We start from the raw sequence: 19,001 nt of genomic DNA, 5'->3' as shown, positions 1-19,001 counted from the left end.
CGTCTATATCTAAATAACTACATTCACTTATCTTCTTGATAAAACCCATCCTTCACAACAGTATTTTGTATATTTTTTTTCGTAACTAAAATGGGCTCCAATAAAATAGAAGGAATATTATTTTTTCCATTATCGATAGAGTCGGTAATATCGACTTTCTGTTTTTTCGCCATTGATACAGCTGTTTTCGCAGCGACACTCGAGAGCTTTTTCACAGGTTTATAAACGGTTGCGAGCTGTGTTCCTTGCTGAATTGCCTGAATATTTACTGCATCTGCATCTTGTCCAATAACAGCAATTTTTTTCGCCATCCCCTGCTGCTTAATAACCTGCATCGCCGCATAGGCTGTCGCATCATTGGCGGCAATTACTGCATCAATCTGATGATGATTAATACGAAGCGCCTCCTCCATACCTTTTGCGGCTTCTTTTGGCTGCCAGTTTTTCGTCCATTGATCATACTGAATGCGAATGTCGCCGCTTCGTATAAGCGGTGCAAATACATTCATAGCACCTTTTTTCAGCAAATGCGAATTATGGTCCGTTGAAGCCCCGCCAATATACACCACATTGCCCTGTGGTACGCTTTTTAGCAGTTCCTCTGCCTGCAACTGCCCGACACGTTCATTATCAAAGGAAATATACAAATCAATGTCAGCATTTTTTACAATGCGGTCATACGCAATCACCTGAATATTTGCCTTATGCGCTTGGTGAACAATGGCCGCCATCGCCTGGGCATTATGTGGCACAATGACCAATATATCGACATGTGAACGAATCATCTTTTCAGCCTGTTCAATCTGCAAGGCATCATTACCATGTGCAACTGCTACTTGGATGTTCGCACCTTGCTTCTGTACCTCCTCGGTAAAATAGGCACGGTCCTTTACCCAGCGCTCCTCGTTTAATGTATCCATTAAAAAGCCCACTGTAACCTGCTTCTGTACAGCCGTTTCCTCTGCCTTTGTTGCACTACAAGCCGTTAATAAAAGCACAATAAGCAACCAGCTATATTTCATCATAGGCGAGTGCCCTTTTCCGGTATTCCGTTGGGGAATAGCCCGTATATTTTTTAAATACCTTACTAAAGTAATTCGGGTCTCGGTAGCCAACATCATACGCAATCTCCTTTGTCGACGTTTCCTGCTCAAGCAGCCGCTTTTTCGCATGCTTTATACGAATTTCACTCAAATAGTCAATATAATTAATATTGAGCTTATCTTTAAAAAGCTTGCTGACATAAATCGGATTGAGATGTAAATAAGCCGCTAACGTTTCCAACGAGATGTCCTCTGAAAAATGCTGGTCAATATATGTCTTTGCCTGCTGCATTTTATCCGACTCTTGACGCTTTTTCAGCCATTCCTCGTGACGAGCAAGCTGGTCAATCGCTTGAAAAATATCCTTCAATAATTGCGCTTGTGATTCATCGGAAAAAGAAAGCGTCGGTGGTCCCATCTCAAGTCCAAGCTGGTGAAGCTGTATATGCACTTGCCATAATTTTTGGAAGGCTTCCTCACGTGCCTCCGCTAAGGGCTTTTGCTGCGTCATTTGTTGAAATAATAGCCGAATCTTATGCCAATCGAGCTGATCAATTGCCGCTTGCCAGTCCGCCTCCATCGGCACAAACTGCACATAATCCTCAAAATAAATTACGCGCTGCGCGACGCCAGAGACTAGCCATGCCTCGCGATACCCTCTCGACAGCTCATCTAATGACGGAATTTGACTACTAATCGCGACTGAACTGTAGTGCTGCTCCTCTAACGCTGCAATAAATGCCTTCGCGACACGCATCGTTTCCTGTCTAAAATCTTCCTTTATCGGAATAATAAATGGCCGCCTTTGCTCGTACAAGACACCACTATACACCCCGTACTGCTGTGCCTTCTTCAATACAGCCTCACCCTTTACCTGCTCCGCAAATGTCACCATTAATACAGCAAAAGAGGTTGTTTCCTTTAATGGAAGCGGTAATACATCCTCTACAGAGTCCATAGCATCAAATAATAGCTGTGATACAAAGGCTTGCTCAATAAATGGCTCAAACTGCTGCTTTTGCTGTTTTTCAGCAATGATTTTCTCCGCAATCGCACCGATAATTTGCGTCATTTCCTTTGGAGTAGTTGGTTTTAATAGATAATCCTTTACCCCTAACTGTAAAGCACTTTTGGCATAATCAAATGTATCAAAGGCTGTCACCATGACAAACTGGCATTCAATTCCCTTTTGTTGAATCAGCTCAATCGCCTCTAAGCCGGTCATTCCAGGCATTAAAATATCCATTAGCACTAAATCAGGTTCTTCCTTTAGCGCATATTCAACTGCTTCACGTCCGTTTTTAGCCTGCATCATTTGAAAATCTGGAAAAGCCTTTTGTAAGATTTGCTGTAGGGCTTGGCGCTCAATTGGTTCGTCATCTACGATTAATAATTTAAGCGTCATCTGCTCGCTCCTCTCTAGGAATATGTATTGTTACGACAGTCCCCTGCCCCTCACTGCTCGTAATTTGCAGTAAGTTCGTCTGACCATAAAATAGCTCAAGGCGTTTTTGGACATTGTAAAAGCCAATATGTGCCTCACTTTGCGGTGCCTGGATACGCTGAAGCTGCTCGGCATTAATACCTTGCCCATCATCCATAATCTGAATCTGAAGTCCCTGTGGCACTGTTTTAATGTTTAGCTTTACCGTTCCACCATTTTCTACTGGCTCAATGCCATGAATAACCGCATTTTCAACGAGCGGCTGTAATGTAAAGCTTGGAATCGGAACGGATAAATCAGCGTCAATCGACGTTGTATACGTCAGCCTGTCCGCAAAACGCGCCTGCTGAATCGCCATATATTGCGCAATAACTGCCACTTCCTCCTCTAACGGAACGGCCTGATCACGATTTTTCAAGTTATAGCGTAATAACCCCGCCACATCAACCAATAAATCACTCGTTTCCTCTGCCCCGTCTAGATAGGCTTTTTTGGATAATGTATTAAGTGTATTAAATAAGAAATGTGGATTCATTTGATTTTGTAAACTCTTGAGCTGACTTTCCTTTAGCAAAAGCTTATTTTTCTGAAGCTCCTGCTCTAAATGCGCCTTTTGCGTTAGCTCATCAATATACTCATTAATATTCACGCGCATATGCTCAAAGGTCGAGGCTAAAAAGGCGAGCTCATCCTTTGACTCCACCTTTACAGGGCGATCAAAATGCCCCTCTGCTAAGTCATTCGCTGCACGTGTCAACTCATCCACCGGCTTTGTAATACTATAGGAAAAGCCATATGTCGCCGCTAGTAACACAACCGTAATGAGGGCGAGGACGAATAGCGCTAATTTATTTAGCTGCTCAGATGTTTCAATTAGCGCGCCATAAAAGCCATTATAGGTTGCCATTTCTTCACTCAAAAGCGTCATTGTCATCTCCGAAATATAGTTGGCAATACGTGTCGCTTCATTAAATTCCATCGTTGCCTCTTCAAGCTCCTGCTCATTGACAAGGCGCAATACACGCTCAGACGTATCCGTCACACTCTCTAGCAAATGCCGATAGCTCGTAATACGAAAGCCATTGTCATCATTACGTAAGGTTTCAAGCTCTTGCTCTAAATCACGCACCTTCGATAGCTGCGCACGCGTTTGCTGAGCATGATAGGCTGACGGTGTCACAAGTTGTGTATTCAGTGAGGTAATAAGCGCCTTCGTTTGCTGTGACACATCATTAATTTCCATATACCGCTTTAAGACTTCATTTGATTTTTGCTGATTTTGCTCGGTGACATGGGTTAAAGCAAGCCAAATAATGCCCATGACTGCCACCGCTAAAATAACAAGCAGCCAGATTTTTTGCTGAATTTTTGTCATGAGCCCACCTCTTCAATCTCAAAGGATGTAAAATAGCCTGCTACCTTTAGTGGCATTTCATTGCCATTTAACCAATCGACAAGACGCTTCACCCCTTGTTGCCCCATTTTCTCAGGCTGCTGCGTCACAAGCGCATTAATTTTTTTACTTTGTAATAGCGCTTCTGCATCGACCCCGTCATCAAAGGTATACAACTGAAAATTACTTAGACGCATTCGCTTTGAAATTTCCTGGACGACTGTATTCGTATAATTCGCATTAAGCATTATAAAGGCATCGCTCGTCGGATGTTCATTTAATAATTGCTGCGTGGAATCGACAAGTTGCTGCTGCTCATGTCCGGTTGTACGCACAATGACCTCGATTCCTTGACGATGAAATGCTCGCTTCAACCCTTTCAGACGCTGACGCTCAAAATAGGGCTTTGCTTCATCCATTAATACGACGACCTCATCACCCTTTTTCAATGTTTGTAGCGCATGTTTCCCTAGTGCCTGACCTGCTGCCACCTGATCTGTTCCAATATACGTTTTACGCAAGGTATCCTTCACCGGCACATCATTTGCTATCGTAATAATTGGAATGCCGTAATAGGCGGCCTTCACCTGCGCAAGCTCTTTAAAGCGCGGGTTATCAAGACCTTGGATTAAGATACCATCTACCTTTGAATGAATTGCAAGCTCCATCGCATCTAAAAAGGCACTATCATCAAAGGCATACGCACCCGTGACCTCAAAGGCAACACCTTGCTTCTTCGCCTCCTGTTTCGCCCCCTGTGCTACGCGGTCCCAAAAAGGTGTATCTAGTTCCTGTGTAATTAATGCGATATGCAAGGTATTTGTGTCCTTTGCTATTTTTGGTAGCTGCGGTGTGGCATCCATCACTTGATACACAGCTCTTCCTACAAGCACACTAAAGAACACAATCAACAGCCCAAATATTATAAGAAGTTGTTTGTTCACGGCATCCCCTTCTTTCCAATAAAATACAAAAAAAGCCAGTGTATATATTTACCACCAGCTTTCTTTATTTAAGCACGTTTTGCGCGTGTTGCTACATCAAAAATTACCGCCGTCGCAAGTACTGCTCCTCGAATCATATATTGGTACGAAATTCCGACACCAAGCAGGTTCATACCGTTTGATAAGGAGGCCATCACAATCGCACCGATAATCGCGCCTGTTACTTTTCCGACACCACCTGCAGCTGATACACCACCAACATAGGCTGCCGCAATCGCATCAAGCTCAAACAATGTTCCTGCCGTCGTTGTCGCAGATTGTAAACGTGATGTATACAAAATACCTGACAGCGCCGCTAGCATCCCCATCGAACCAAATACGAACAACGTAATTTTTTGAACATTAATCCCTGTTAAATGCGCCGCTTCTGGGTTGCTCCCCACCGCATAAATATAGCGTCCTAACACCGTTTTCGTCGTTAGGTAGTAATATACAAGCACCACAACAAGCATAATAATTAATGTCCAAGAGAAGCCATTATAGCCTGCTAGGATCCACGTGATGTATAAAATGACGGCCGATACGAGCACAAGCTTAACGCTAAACATACTCATTGATAATGTGTCAAAGCCATATTTATTTTTCGTGCGACGTGTTTTAAACTCACTATAGATAAAAAAGGCGATTGCTAATAGTCCAATGAGTAACGTTGACAAATGAAGCCCCGCCACTTCCGCAATTGCTGGAATATTGCCGTTACCAATGGCGTTGAACTGGTCGTTTTTAATAATAATCGTCCCCGATTGCTCCGTTACTTGTAGGAGCGCACCGCGGAAAATCAGCATCCCTGCTAATGTCACAACAAAGGCTGGAATCGCTAGTTTTGCTACTAAAAAGCCGCTAATAAGCCCAATTAAAATCCCGATTAATAAAATGATTGGAATAACAAGCCACATTGACCAGTCCATACGCGTCAGGAAAATCGCAGCGATAGCACCGAGAAAACCTGCTAAAAAGCCGACCGACAAATCGATATGACGAATGACGATTACTAATGTCATCCCGACCGCAAGCACCGCAATATACCCTGCAGAGTCTAATAAGTTACTAATATTGCGCGATGACATAAATAAACCATTTGTTAAAATCGTAAAAATCAACATAATCACAACAAGTGCGATATACATCCCGTACTCACGAATATTTTGCTTTAATAATGTTTTTAGTTCCCCGAAAAAACTCATCTGTTTCGCCTCCTATTGTGTCGCTAATGCCATAATATTTTCCTCATTTGCTTCGCTACGTGAAAGTTCTCCCTTTATGCGACCCTCTGCCATTACATAAATGCGGTCACTCATCCCAAGCACCTCCGGAAGCTCCGAGGAAATCATAATAATGCTCATGCCCTTATCAACAAGCTCATTCATAATCGTATACATTTCAAACTTTGCCCCGACGTCAATACCGCGTGTCGGCTCATCTAAAATTAAAATCTTCGGCTCTGTAAATAACCATTTCGCAACAGATACCTTCTGTTGATTGCCCCCACTTAGCTTCCCTACTTCCTGCTCTAGAGAACTTGCCTTAATATTGAGTGACTGCTTATAATGCTGTGCAACCTTTACTTCCTCGTTGACATTAATTGTCCCACCACTCGCAATTTTTTGTAGATTGGCGGCCGATATATTTTCGCGGATGTCCTGTAGTAAAAATAAACCATCCCCTTTACGGTCCTCCGTCACATAGGCAATTCCTGCTTTAATGGCCTCACTCGTATGCTTCAACTTCCGCTTCTTACCAAGTACCTCAAGCTCTCCCTGCATTTTATAATGCTTTGGATTACCAAAAATACTGAGTGCGAGCTCCGTACGCCCTGCGCCCATCAGCCCTGCAATGCCGATGATTTCGCCTTTTTTCAGCTCGACATGTGCATCCTTTACAACTTGGCGATCTAAATTGCTATCATGGGCAGACCAATCACGCACCGCAAGCACGGTTTCTCCAATTTGTTGATTCGGTCGTTTCGGATAAATATCCTCAATATCACGCCCAACCATGCTACGAATGATTTTATTTTCGGTAATTTCTTCAGTCTGCGCATCCATCGTTCCGATTGTCTTGCCATCTCGTAGCACTGTCACCTTATCAGCAATCGAAATGACTTCCTTTAATTTATGCGAAATCATAATGCAGCTAATGCCCTGCGATTTCAATTCCTTCAGTAATTGCAGTAAGTTTTCACTGTCATCTTCATTTAATGCGGCTGTTGGTTCATCTAAAATGAGTAGTTTTACATCCTTACTAAGCGCTTTGGCGATTTCGACGAGCTGCTGACGCCCAACATTTAAGTCACGAATCATCGTCTCCGGTGTAATACGTAGACGCACCTTTTCTAATAACTTTTTAGAAGCGGTAATCGTTTCATTCCAGTTAATAAACGGGCCACTCTTTAGCTCATTGCCAGCAAAAATATTTTCATAAACCGTTAAGTCCGGAAATAACGCCAGCTCCTGATAAATAATACCGATACCGACCTTTACGCTGTCGCTAATTTCACGGAATTGCTGTGCTTTGCCGTTGTAAATAATCTCTCCCTCATATTCACCATGCGGATAAACACCACTTAATACTTTCATAAGCGTCGATTTTCCAGCACCATTCTCACCCACTAAACAATGAATTTCACCGCGCTCCACCTTGAAATTCACATCAGAAAGTGCCTTAACACCAGGGAAGCTTTTTGAAATAGTATCCATTTCTAAAATATAATCTGCCATGCGAATTCCTCCTTTAAAAAAGAAATAGTGATAGCACAGGCCATCACTATTCCACTTGTTCTTATGAAACTACTTCAAGCCTGTGAATTCGTCTGCTTTGTAGTAACCTGAGTCAATTAACTCTTTTTGTACATTATCTTTATCGACTACAATGACATCCGTTTGCTTCGCTTTTACTTTCTTCGTGCCATTGTCATACTCACCTGTTGTTTCTGGTGTTTTATCATCTAATACATCAACAGCCATACCCATCGCATCTTTTACAAGCGTACGTACGTCCTTAAATACAGTCATTGATTGCTTTTCATCAATAATATATTGAATCGATGCTTTTTCTGCATCCTGACCAGTAATTAAATAGTTTTTAATATCGCCATCTGATTTGAATACATCGGCAATTGAACGCGCTGTGCCGTCATTTGGTGCAAGTACAGCGACATCCCCCTTCATGTCATCTTTGACAGCTGTTAAGTTTGTTTGCGCTTTATTTTTCGCTTCATTGGCATCCCAGTTCGTTGTTACCTGACCAATCACTTTCCCTAACTCTGCGCGTGATAAGTCTTTTTTATCCTTCATTGATTCGGCCACACTTGAGTTAGCAATTTTAAATGTACCATCCGCAATTTTTGGCTGTAATACTTCCCATGCTCCTTGGAAGAATAGGAACGCATTGTTATCCGAAGCCGCGCCCGCGTATAAGTAAAGCGGTACATCTTTTCCTTCTGCATGATCCACTAAATATTGAGCCTGTGCAGCACCTACAGCGATACTGTCAAACGTCACATAGTAATCAACTGCATCGGTATCTGTAATTAAACGGTCATACGAAATCACCGTCACATCATCTTTTTTCGCTGCTTCTACTGCAGCAGCTGCAGCGGCTGCATCATGTGGTGTAATAATAAGAACTTTAATCCCTTTGTTTAATAAGGCTTCCACATTTTCCTTTTCCTTCGCTGAAGACCCTTGACTAAATAAAATTTCGGTTGTGTAATCTGAATCCTTTAGTGCATCTTTAAAGCGCTGTTCATCTTGTACCCAGCGAGGCTCATCTTTCGTTGGTAACACGATACCGATGTCTACATTGCCACCACTACCATTACCACAACCCGCTAGCACACCCCCTACGACAAGCACTAATAACATCACAAGTAGATTCCACTTCTTTTTCATTTTTTCACACCCCTTATTATTCTCTACCTTTAGTTTAAGAGGAAAAAATAGTAAATGTAATCGTTTTCATTATGACTTTTTTAATATTTGATGGAATTTTTCAACATTGACCTAAAAAAAGAGGCATTGCCTTGTCGCAATACCTCTTCTTTTTATAAAATTTGTTTCTTTAATTTTGCCTCTGACTCTGCACTCCCATTATATAAATGACAGGCAACAAAATGCTGGTCCCCGCGAATATCTTGCAGTACTGGCTTATTCTGCTTACACTGTGTCATCGCAAATGGACAGCGTGTATGGAACACACAGCCCGTCGGTGGGTCAGATGGGCTTGGTAAATCACCCTTTAAAATCACACGCTGCTTTTTCACCGTTGGATCTGCGACAGGCACCGCAGATAATAGCGCCTGTGTATATGGATGGAGCGGCTCGCGGTAGAGCGATTTTTTATCGGTCAGCTCGACCATATTCCCTAAATACATCACGCCAACGCGGTCACTAATATGCTCCACAACACTCAAATCATGCGCAATGAACAAATACGTGAGCCCAAGCTCGCGCTGTAGCTTCTTCATTAAGTTTAAAATTTGCGATTGAATCGATACATCAAGTGCAGACACCGGCTCATCGGCCACGATTAAATCCGGATTAAGTGCTAGCGCACGTGCAATTACAATACGCTGGCGCTGACCTCCTGAAAATTCATGTGGGTAACGGTCCGCATGATACGCATTTAAGCCCACCAGCTCGAGTAACTTATTGACTTTCGCGCGCTCATTCTTTTTCTCAATACCATGAATTTTAAACGGCTCTGTTAGCAGCTGGCGCACCGTCATACGTGGATTCAGTGACGCATACGGGTCTTGGAAAATCATTTGGAATTTTTGACGCGCTGCCCGGCCCTTTTGCCCTGTCAATTCTGTTAGGTCCTTCCCTTGAAATACGACAGAACCTTCTGTAGGCTCTAGTAAATTCATAATCATTTTACCAGTAGTCGATTTCCCGCAGCCCGATTCGCCGACAATGCCGAGTGTTTCGCCTTTATAAATTTCAAATGACACATTATCCACCGCTTTAACGGTATCAGGATGTCGATTAAATAATGATTTCTTACCACCAAAGTATTTTTTTAAGTTTTTGACTTCAACCAGCACATCACTCATGAGACCCCTCCTCCTGTAGCCAGCAGCGATAAACGCGCCCGTCCTCATCTGCTTTTAACACTGGATTTTGCTCCTTACAGCGCGCCATCGCATACGGACAGCGCGGCTCGAAGCGGCACCCTGATGGCATTGTTTCCGGTGTCGGAACCGTTCCTGAAATAGACGTCAATTCCTCCACTTCTTCACCGAGCTTTGGAATCGATGCAAGAAGCCCTTGTGTATACGGATGCTTTGGTTGTGCAAAAAGTGCTTCAATCGGTGCCTCCTCGACGATTTGCCCGGCATACATCACCACGACCCGGTCACACATTTCCGCTACGACACCCAAATCATGCGTAATCATTAAAATCGATGTTTGTGACGTTTCGCGAAGCTCATTCATTAGCTCAAGGATTTGCGCTTGAATCGTCACATCAAGTGCCGTTGTTGGCTCATCCGCAATTAAAATTTCTGGGTCACATGCCATTGCCATCGCAATCATGACGCGCTGCCGCATCCCACCAGACAATTGATGCGGGTATTCATTTAAAATTTGCTTTGCACGCGGAATGCCGACTTTCTCAAGCATCTGTTGTGCACGCTGTGTCGCTTCCTTTTTCGAAACATTTTTGTGTAGGATAATGCCCTCTGTTAGCTGACGCCCAATTTTATAAACGGGGTTAAGCGAGGTCATCGGCTCCTGAAAAATCATCGAAATCTGATTGCCACGGATTTTCCGCATTTGCTTATCCGATGCATGGGCAATGTCTAATGTGCCAAACTGAATCGTTCCACCAACAATTTTCCCTGGCGTATTACGTAGCAACTGCATCACCGATAGCGATGTGACACTCTTGCCGCTCCCGGACTCGCCTACAATGCCGAGTGTTTCCCCTTTATAAAGATGAAAGGAAACGCCATCGACTGCTTTAACTACCTTACCATCGCTAATAAAATGCGTTTCTAAATCCACTACATCTAATACTTTTTCTGCCATGTCGTTTCCTCCTAATCTTTTACTTTCGGATCTAATGCATCTCGTAAGCCATCCCCTAATAAGTTAAAGGCTAACACCGTTAACATAATCGCAAGCCCAGGGAAGTACGTAATATACGGTGCTGTCGTCAAATAATCGCGCCCAGCACTCAGCATCGCGCCCCATTCAGGTGATGGTGGCTGTGCACCAAGTCCTAAAAAGCTTAAACTAGCGGCTGTTAAAATCGCCGTTCCTAAGCGCATCGTGAAATAAACGATAATACTAGAAAAGGACGCGGGTAGGATGTGCCGGAAAATAATATATAAATTCGCGGCCCCGAGCGAGCGCGTGGCTTCTACATATAATGAGTTTTTATATACGAGTGTATTACTGCGAACAATCCGCGCAAACATCGGAATCGTAAAAATCCCAACAGCCACAACAACATTGATCATCCCAGGTCCTAAAATCGCGATAATCCCAATCGCAAGTAAAATCCCCGGGAATGCGAGTAACACGTCACAAAAGCGCATAATCAAACTATCAATCCACTTGCCGTAATAGCCGCTGAGTAGCCCTAAAATCGTTCCGATAATCGCCCCTGCAAGTACCGCACTCAGGCCAACGAGTAGCGTTGTGCGCGTCCCGACAAGAATGCGACTCAAAATATCTCGACCAAAGGCATCCGTCCCGAGCCAATGCTTGTCGTTAGGTCCCTGCAGAATCTGACTATAATCTGCCTTTGTATAATCAAACGGTGCAATCCATGGTCCAATAAGTGCAACAATGAACAGCAGCACAATAAAAATAGCGGAGGCAAAGGCCAGCTTCTGGCGCTTAAATTTCTTCCAAAATTCACGCCACGGCGAAGCGGGTTGTGTAGCAGCTACTTTATTTTCTTGAATTGTTGTCATAAAACCCCTCCTTAATCGTCATAGCGAATTTGTGGATTTAAGAAACCATAAATAACATCGACCAATAAATTAATTAATAAAAACTCGAGCGAGAACAATAAAATTTCTGCCTGTATAACCGGGTAATCGCGCGTTGCCACCGCATCGATGAGCCAGCTCCCTAAACCAGGGAAGCCAAATACGGTTTCAATTACAACCGAACCACCGAGTAGGAAACCAAATTGAAGGCCCGTCATCGTCACAACCGGCACCATCGCATTTTTAAGCGCCTGTCTAATCATGATTTTACTTTCAGAAAAGCCCTTTGCGCGCCCTGTCCGAATATAATCTTCCTTCAGTACATCAATTAAAGCGGAGCGGGTAAAGCGCGCAATAATGGCGGCTACGCCGACACCGAGCGTAATCGAAGGCAGTACATAGCCCTGCCAGGAATCAAGCCCTGTTGTCGGGAACCAGCCTAGCTTCACGGAGAACCACTGCATTAATAGCAGTCCTAACCAGAAGGAAGGAATGGAAATCCCAACAACTGCCCCAAACATGCCCAAGTAATCCCAAAATGAATTCCGTTTCATGGCAGAAAGAATGCCAATCCCTACTCCGACAATGACCGCAAAAAGCATACTCCAGACGGTCAGCCAAAAGGTGGGCATAAAACGGGATTTCATCTCTTGTAAAACAGGTTCATTCGTTTTTAACGACGTACCTAAATCACCCTTCGCTAAATTACCGATGTAGACGAAATATTGCTCGACAATCGGCTTATCAAGACCTAGCTTCTTTTCAATCATTTCAACCGTTGCTTGGTCTGCATCTGCACCCGCTACAATTCGCGCAGGATTCCCGGGTATCATATGCACAAATAAGAACACAACAATTGTGACGACAAATAAAATCGGAATCATTTGTAAAATACGCTTCAAAATAAATTTCAGCATCCCGTTCTCCCCTCCAGAACAAAAGGGCACTATGATTCCTCATAGCGCCGCTATTTTCTTATTTAATTTGTAGTTCTGTCACACTTAATCCACCATCTGGTAGTAACACAATGCCTTCTAAGTTCGATTTCTTACCGAAAATATTATCTGGATTTGAAATCGGCACCCATGGCATATCTGTCCAAATTGTTTTTTGTACATCATCGTAAATTTTTTGACGCTCGCCTTCATCTGAAGTAGCTAGACCTTCTTTTAAGCCCTTATCTACTTCTTTACTTGAGTAATACGAGATGTTATATGAGTTTGGAGGGAACGAATCAGATGAGAATAACGGACGAATCGCCCAGTCTGCTTCACCTGTTGATGGACTCCACCCACCAAAGTACATTTGTACCTTCGCATCTTTTGGATCTTCCACTGCCCACAAGGCATCTGCAAGTGCACCATTTTCCATTGGTTCTACTTTAACTTTAATATTAATTGCAGCTAAAGATTGTTGGATAAACTCCATCGCTTTAATGTAGTTTGTCGTATTTGTAGCCCAAATCGTTGTTTCAAAGCCACTTTCTTTGCCCGCTTCTTTCATGAGTGCCTTCGCTTTTTCAACATCATAGCTTTGGTCCTCTTGCTTTGAGTAGAATTGCGTTTTTTCGGCAATGACAGATGTAGCTGGCTTTGCATAATCTGCGTATACTACTTTAATTAAATCTTCTTTGTTAATTGCGTGTGTAATTGCCTCACGCACTTTCGGATCATTAAATGGCTCTTTACTAACATTCATTGATAAATAGTTCATAACAATCGAATCCGTATTTTCAATCGTAATATTTTGCTTTTTCAATGTTTCTACTTGTTCAGTTGGAATGGGGTATGCAAAATCAGCCTCGCCTGTTTGTAGCATCGCTGTACGAGAGCCATTCTCTACAACCGGTTTAAAGGTAATCGAATTGGCCGCTACATCACCATTCCAGTATTTATCATTCTTTTTCACTTTAATAATGTCACTTGAATCCCATGACTCAAATACATAAGGGCCTGTACCAACCGGTTTACGCGCGACATCATCACCACTTGCTAGTGATTTCGGACTTTGAAGCGCACCAGCTGGATGAGCGAAATTATTAATCATTGAAGCGAATGAATTTTTCAGCGTAAATTTCACTGTGTAATCATCCACCACATCAATTTTTTCAATATTTGAGAATAATGAGTAGCGTTTCAAGCCATTTTTCTCATCTGATACACGCTCAAAATTTGTTTTGACAGCTTCCGCATTAAAAGCTTCCCCGTCATGGAACGTCACATCTTTACGTAACATAAATGTAAATTCTGTTGCGTCCTTATTCACCTTATAATCCTCTGCTAGCTTCGGAATAATTTTCATATCCTTATCAAAGCCAACTAACCCCTCTAGCATCGTTTGCTGAACCGAGTTATCCAAAGTGTTGTTCGAGTCTTGCGGATCCAGTGTTACGAAGTTTTGATTGACCGCAATCGTCAAGTCCTTGCCCGCTTTTTTCCCACCACTTTCATTCGCTGAATTCGAGCCAGAATCACTTCCGCCACAAGCTGCTAATACAACGGCCATCACTACTAAAGCTATAAGTGCGAACCAATTTGTTCTCCTTTTCAATCATTTCTCCCCCCACACTAACAAATTTCATGAATCATCATGATATTATTAGATACCCTATATTATGGAAATTATAATCAAAATGAATCGAAAAGGTAATAATTAACTATTTAAAGCACTGTTTTTGTTTAGACTTTTTATTTATTACAAAAAAAGAAACCGCCTAATAGCGATTTCTTCATATTGTTTAACCACAGTCCCAATTATAGAGAACATGCGAAAAATTCTTTTGTTTTAAATCATCAGTGTTAATAAAGAAGTTCCCAATGCCGACGTCACCCCATAAAATTTCCTGTGAACCAACTGTTTCACTGTCTAGCTGGAAAAGCAGGAAATCAAACGGTGTATCGTCATCACGTGGATCAAATTGTGTAAAACCAGGGTAACCTCCAATACGGTGCTCGAGGCCGCTAAATAATTCATAATAAGCCTCCATCAGGTCATCATTTTCGCGGAATTCCTCACCAAAATGCGCATCAAAATCGTACGTTTCTGAAGACATAGCCGCTTCCTTAATATCAAAGCTCATGGCAAGTTCCAAACCCTCACCTAATGGAAATTCATCATACGATATCGCATCTAAAAATGAAAAATCATCTAAAGCTGTTGCCTCGGTCGTCTCATGATACACAACGCGAAAACCTTCTTGCGTTGCAGGTTCATCAAAATCCATACCATATAAATCATCTGACGCAAGGAAAAATTGTAGCAAACCCGTCGTTGGTAATTCTTCTATTCCCTGAGGTATTTCTGAGAAGTTAATTTGAGCAAGTAATCGAAGTGGCTCGTGCTCTGGTGAAACTGGGTAAGGTTCATTTACAGGCCAATAAGGATGGCCACCAACCTTACTGTTCGTAAGGCTAATATTTTCTGATTCCTTCAAGGAAATTTTAATATACGGCTTCAAAGTCTCTTGAATCTGACTTTCAAAAGATTGTAAAATCGCTGGTAATATCATATGAACGCCTCCTTAGAAATTAGTCTACCACAAAAGGAACGTTTGTTCTATTTTTAACGTAGTCGTTCGCCAATTAAACCAGCTAAAAATGCTTCTCGCATTGGCTCCCATTCGATTGTCAAATCAAGTAATTGTAACTGCTGTTTCGAAGCTTTAGGTATTAGAGCAAGTGCTTTTTCGCGAAAAGATTCTTTATACGTTTTTTCAATTTTTTTGTACGCTAAATAGGCTTGAACCTCACCTGATTTCAAACGATAAAGCTGTCCGACATCCCAAATTTTATGTAACGCGTCACTTGTATACTCCATATGAGCCACCATCCTTTATCAATGTAACTTTATTTTAAAGTATAGAAAGGACTGGCGACAATCATGAACGCTGTGTATATTTAGTGAACAGTTTTTTTGTTTTATATAGACTGGCGAGTAGTAGTTTTATCAATATAAACAGATAGATATTCACAGATTATTGCATATTAAGCTATTTCCACTAAATAATTTATGGTAGAATCTAGATAGTAAAATATAAATAGGTCATTATAATTAATATTTTAGGAGGTATATGTATGAATCGACAATCTTTTTTAATTTATGCACTAGCAACAGGACTTACCGCTTCTACGCTTTCTTTACCGACAACAGCAAATGCTGAGACGGCGGTAGCGTTTGAAACGAAGGTCATGTATACCAATCATGGGGTCTATGCACGTACTGCACCGAACACTACTTCAAGTATTGTCACAACACTTGCAAAAAATACTGAACTGCAAGTTATTGATGGCTCAAAAAAATCGTGGTATCGCGTATTATTAGATGGTGAAATTGTTTATGTATATGGACAATATGTGACGTCTGAAAAGCCGACCACTACACCCGCATTAAAGGTTGTAAAAAAAGGCTATGTCTCGAAAGCGAAACTGAGCGTACGTGCAAGTGCTTCAGCAAAGGGTAAAAAGCGTGGCACACTCAAGGAAGGTGCCACTGTTCAGTTGACACAAAACTACACAGCAGCATCAAAGGATACTTTCTTCCAAGTTCTTTATAAAGGAAAAGTTGGTTATGTTGAGGCGAAGCATATTACCTTTACAAAGAAAGAAGTTGCCACAACAAAAACGGGCGTTGTTCGTAATATCGGCACAGTGACATTGAAAGTTCGTCAAGAGCCAAGTGTGACAAGTACGATTTTAGGCACACTTCAAAAGGGCGAAAAAGTTAAATTCGCTACAGCGTATAAAAAAGATGCCGCTGTTGAATGGTATAAAATTATTTATAAGGGCAAACCTGCGTATGTTTCAGCACAATATGTGACATTAGTATTTCCTAACGAAAAATAAAGAAACTCGGACAAAACACGTCATTTTCCTTTTTTAGCCTTCACAACGAAAAACCGGAACCGTGCTACAGCGCGATTCCGGTTTTTCTTATGCTCCTATGAGAGATTATTTTTACACGTATGTCCCAGCCTCTTTATTTAAAAACCCGTTACAAAAGCGTCGATTATAAAAAAATGCACGTTAAAAACGAATGATTTCTCAGAAACCTTATCTATACAAAATGATTGCCATCCGGTTACACTACAGTGGAGATGAGCTTTCGATTATTTCTTCGCTCCAAAATCCCCCACTTGTTGCTTTGTATCCCCGCGATATTCCCAGGTCACCTTATAGTTGATGTCCTCTAGTTGCTGTTGAATTGTCTCTTTATCAAGTTGCACATAAAATACAGCCTCATAGTGATGCTCATTCAATGTATACGACCCAAACCAATAGCTTTTACCAAACAATGCACGTGCATTATCATCGACAGCTAATTTCGCATTATGTAATTGCTCAAAGTTTTCAATCGTTAATGACAATGATACTTTTTGAAGCGCTTCTCTTGCTGGTTTTTCATCTAGTTGGACAGTGCCTAGCTCCTCATATTCTTGCTCATTGACCGCACCAATTGTCACATCTTTTTTAACAGACACTTTCTCATCTGCACAAGCCACCAATAATAGTGTGAAACAGATGAGAAACAATACCTTATACTTTTTCATCGCTATGTCCCCTCCAAATCTAGCATAGCACGAAATCGTATACATGCTGCACAAAAAAGAAGCTGTCCAAAAAGACAGCTTCTTCATGATTTATTTGAGTGCACGTTGTAAAAAGGCTTTTGTTCGCTCATGCTTTGGATTATTAAATAACTCATCCGGTGAGCCTTCTTCTACAATTAACCCCTTATCCATAAAAACAATTCGATCTGAAATTTCGCGTGCAAATTCCATTTCATGTGTCACGATAATCATCGTTAATCCCGACTGTGCAAGCTCCTTCATGACACGTAACACTTCACCGACCATCTCTGGATCTAGCGCAGATGTTGGTTCATCAAATAAAAGTGCATCTGGTGACATCGATAACGCACGCGCAATTGCTACACGTTGCTTTTGACCACCTGATAGTTGGTGAGGACGCGCCTTCACATAGCGATCCATACCAACAACCTTCAAATAGTTCAACGCAATTTCTTCGGCCTCCGCTTTTGAACGCTTCAGAATTTTCTTTTGCCCTACAGTACAGTTATTTAAAACATCCCAGTTATTAAATAAATTGAACTGCTGGAATACCATGCCCATATGCTTACGGTAATCATTCAAATTTTTCTTTTGTAAAATATTTTCACCGTGATAAATAATTTCGCCACCTGAAGGTATTTCAAGTAGATTAATACACCGAAGTAATGTTGATTTACCAGAGCCTGATGAACCAATAACCGTTACGACTTCTCCTTTTTCAACAGAAAAGTTAATGTCCTTTAAAACTTCATGCGAACCAAAGGATTTTGATAGATGCTGAATATCAATAACGTTTCCCATACTCTCTCTCCTTTACTCGCGTGATTTCGGACGCATAATGCCCGCTTCATCAAGCATTTGATAATTGGCCTTGCCTTCTAAACGACGCTCGAAGAAACGAAGCACCTGTGTCGCTGTTAGTGTCATAATTAAATAAATAATACACGCGATGAAAAATGATTCAAAGTAACGGAAGTTCGCACCCGCAATCGTTTTTGTTTGGAAGAATAGCTCATTTACGGTAATGACATTTAATACCGACGTATCTTTAATATTCATAATATATTGATTACCCGTTGCCGGTAAGATATTACGCAGCACCTGTGGTAACACAACAGATGTCATCGTCGTCCAATGATTCATCCCCATTGCGCGTGCCGCTTCAAATTGTCCCTTATCGACACTAATAATGCCGCCTCGTACAATCTCCGCCATATAGGCACCTGTATTTAATGACACAATGACGACTGCAGCAAATGTCGCATTCATATCGCCATTAAAGCCGAAATCCGTACCAATTGTTGCTTTAAGCCATTGCATGATAAGCGGTGTGCCGTAGAAAATAACCATGGCCTGTACAATCATCGGTGTACCACGGAAGAATTCCACATAGACACGTAATAAGCCATTTACAATCGCTAAAAATGTTTTTTGACCGCCCTTTTGTGCTTTCGGAGTTGTATTAATGACGCCAATAATCAAACCGATTAATGCGCCAATAAGTGTCCCGAGTGTTGAAATAACTAGGGTCATCCAAGCGCCTCGTAAAAGCATCGGCCAGTTATTCGTAATAATGGTTATAAACCAATCTAAACTCATTAATATTCCTCC

General features: G+C 41.8%; 18 protein-coding genes. 1 reads left to right on the top strand and 17 read right to left on the bottom strand.

Annotated elements, in window-relative coordinates; all coding sequences use genetic code 11:
- Positions 1-23: 23 nt before the first annotated feature.
- From QI30_RS14620 to QI30_RS14555, 14 genes are all read right to left on the bottom strand, one after another.
- On the bottom strand, positions 24-1,025 hold the full coding sequence (locus QI30_RS14620) for a sugar ABC transporter substrate-binding protein (RefSeq protein WP_126991339.1): 1,002 nt from the start codon (positions 1,023-1,025) through the stop codon (positions 24-26).
- Positions 1,012-2,448 carry a response regulator gene (locus QI30_RS14615; protein WP_126991338.1) on the bottom strand — a complete coding sequence of 479 codons (1,437 nt, stop codon included), beginning with the start codon at positions 2,446-2,448 and terminating at the stop codon, positions 1,012-1,014. Before QI30_RS14615 ends, QI30_RS14620 begins: the two co-directional genes overlap by 14 nt.
- Positions 2,438-3,862: a sensor histidine kinase gene (locus QI30_RS14610; protein ID WP_126991337.1), complete on the bottom strand. Its 1,425-nt coding sequence runs from the start codon at positions 3,860-3,862 to the stop codon at positions 2,438-2,440. Before QI30_RS14610 ends, QI30_RS14615 begins: the two co-directional genes overlap by 11 nt.
- Positions 3,859-4,824: a substrate-binding domain-containing protein gene (locus tag QI30_RS14605; protein ID WP_126991336.1), complete on the bottom strand. Its 966-nt coding sequence runs from the start codon at positions 4,822-4,824 to the stop codon at positions 3,859-3,861. The genes QI30_RS14610 and QI30_RS14605 overlap by 4 nt, the downstream gene beginning before the upstream one ends.
- A gap of 68 nt (positions 4,825-4,892) precedes the next feature.
- Complete coding sequence (locus QI30_RS14600; RefSeq protein WP_126991335.1) at positions 4,893-6,068, bottom strand: sugar ABC transporter permease; 1,176 nt, start codon at positions 6,066-6,068, stop codon at positions 4,893-4,895.
- A gap of 12 nt (positions 6,069-6,080) precedes the next feature.
- Entirely contained in the window at positions 6,081-7,601 is a 1,521-nt protein-coding gene (locus tag QI30_RS14595) for a sugar ABC transporter ATP-binding protein (protein ID WP_126991334.1), read from the bottom strand.
- Positions 7,602-7,670: 69 nt separating this feature from the next.
- Positions 7,671-8,774: a sugar ABC transporter substrate-binding protein gene (locus QI30_RS14590; RefSeq protein ID WP_126991333.1), complete on the bottom strand. Its 1,104-nt coding sequence runs from the start codon at positions 8,772-8,774 to the stop codon at positions 7,671-7,673.
- Positions 8,775-8,926: 152 nt separating this feature from the next.
- On the bottom strand, positions 8,927-9,937 hold the full coding sequence (locus QI30_RS14585; protein WP_126991332.1) for an ABC transporter ATP-binding protein: 1,011 nt from the start codon (positions 9,935-9,937) through the stop codon (positions 8,927-8,929).
- Entirely contained in the window at positions 9,930-10,913 is a 984-nt protein-coding gene (locus tag QI30_RS14580; protein WP_126991331.1) for an ABC transporter ATP-binding protein, read from the bottom strand. The genes QI30_RS14585 and QI30_RS14580 overlap by 8 nt, the downstream gene beginning before the upstream one ends.
- A gap of 11 nt (positions 10,914-10,924) precedes the next feature.
- Entirely contained in the window at positions 10,925-11,806 is an 882-nt protein-coding gene (locus tag QI30_RS14575; protein WP_126991330.1) for an ABC transporter permease subunit, read from the bottom strand.
- An 11-nt stretch (positions 11,807-11,817) separates the two neighbouring features.
- Positions 11,818-12,741, bottom strand: a complete 924-nt coding sequence (nikB, locus tag QI30_RS14570) for a nickel ABC transporter permease (RefSeq protein WP_126991329.1) — start codon at positions 12,739-12,741, stop codon at positions 11,818-11,820.
- A 58-nt stretch (positions 12,742-12,799) separates the two neighbouring features.
- On the bottom strand, positions 12,800-14,374 hold the full coding sequence (locus QI30_RS14565) for a glutathione ABC transporter substrate-binding protein (RefSeq protein WP_233600608.1): 1,575 nt from the start codon (positions 14,372-14,374) through the stop codon (positions 12,800-12,802).
- A gap of 187 nt (positions 14,375-14,561) precedes the next feature.
- Entirely contained in the window at positions 14,562-15,332 is a 771-nt protein-coding gene (locus QI30_RS14560) for a YwqG family protein (protein ID WP_126991328.1), read from the bottom strand.
- Between the two features lie 53 nt (positions 15,333-15,385).
- Positions 15,386-15,640 (bottom strand): hypothetical protein, encoded by a 255-nt coding sequence (locus tag QI30_RS14555; protein WP_126991327.1) that lies wholly within the window; start codon positions 15,638-15,640, stop codon positions 15,386-15,388.
- 257 nt (positions 15,641-15,897) lie between these two features.
- Between QI30_RS14555 and QI30_RS14550 the strand changes: the two genes are divergently transcribed.
- Complete coding sequence (locus QI30_RS14550) at positions 15,898-16,665, top strand: SH3 domain-containing protein (RefSeq protein WP_126991326.1); 768 nt, start codon at positions 15,898-15,900, stop codon at positions 16,663-16,665.
- Between the two features lie 263 nt (positions 16,666-16,928).
- Here the strand turns inward: QI30_RS14550 and QI30_RS14545 are convergent, their stop codons facing one another.
- The 3 genes from QI30_RS14545 to QI30_RS14535 all read right to left on the bottom strand — a co-directional run bounded on the left by QI30_RS14545 (position 16,929) and on the right by QI30_RS14535 (position 18,989).
- Positions 16,929-17,369, bottom strand: coding sequence for a hypothetical protein (locus QI30_RS14545; protein ID WP_126991325.1), 441 nt, complete (start codon positions 17,367-17,369; stop codon positions 16,929-16,931).
- Between the two features lie 90 nt (positions 17,370-17,459).
- On the bottom strand, positions 17,460-18,191 hold the full coding sequence (locus QI30_RS14540; protein WP_126991324.1) for an amino acid ABC transporter ATP-binding protein: 732 nt from the start codon (positions 18,189-18,191) through the stop codon (positions 17,460-17,462).
- 12 nt (positions 18,192-18,203) lie between these two features.
- Entirely contained in the window at positions 18,204-18,989 is a 786-nt protein-coding gene (locus tag QI30_RS14535; RefSeq protein WP_126991323.1) for an amino acid ABC transporter permease, read from the bottom strand.
- Positions 18,990-19,001: the final 12 nt, after the last annotated feature.

Source organism: Candidatus Kurthia intestinigallinarum, assembly GCF_003991225.1.
GTDB classification, from domain to species: Bacteria; Bacillota; Bacilli; order Bacillales_A; family Planococcaceae; genus Kurthia; species Kurthia populi.
The sequence above is the reverse complement of the archived record's forward strand: the minus strand, read 5'-3'. Positions and strand labels throughout refer to the sequence as shown.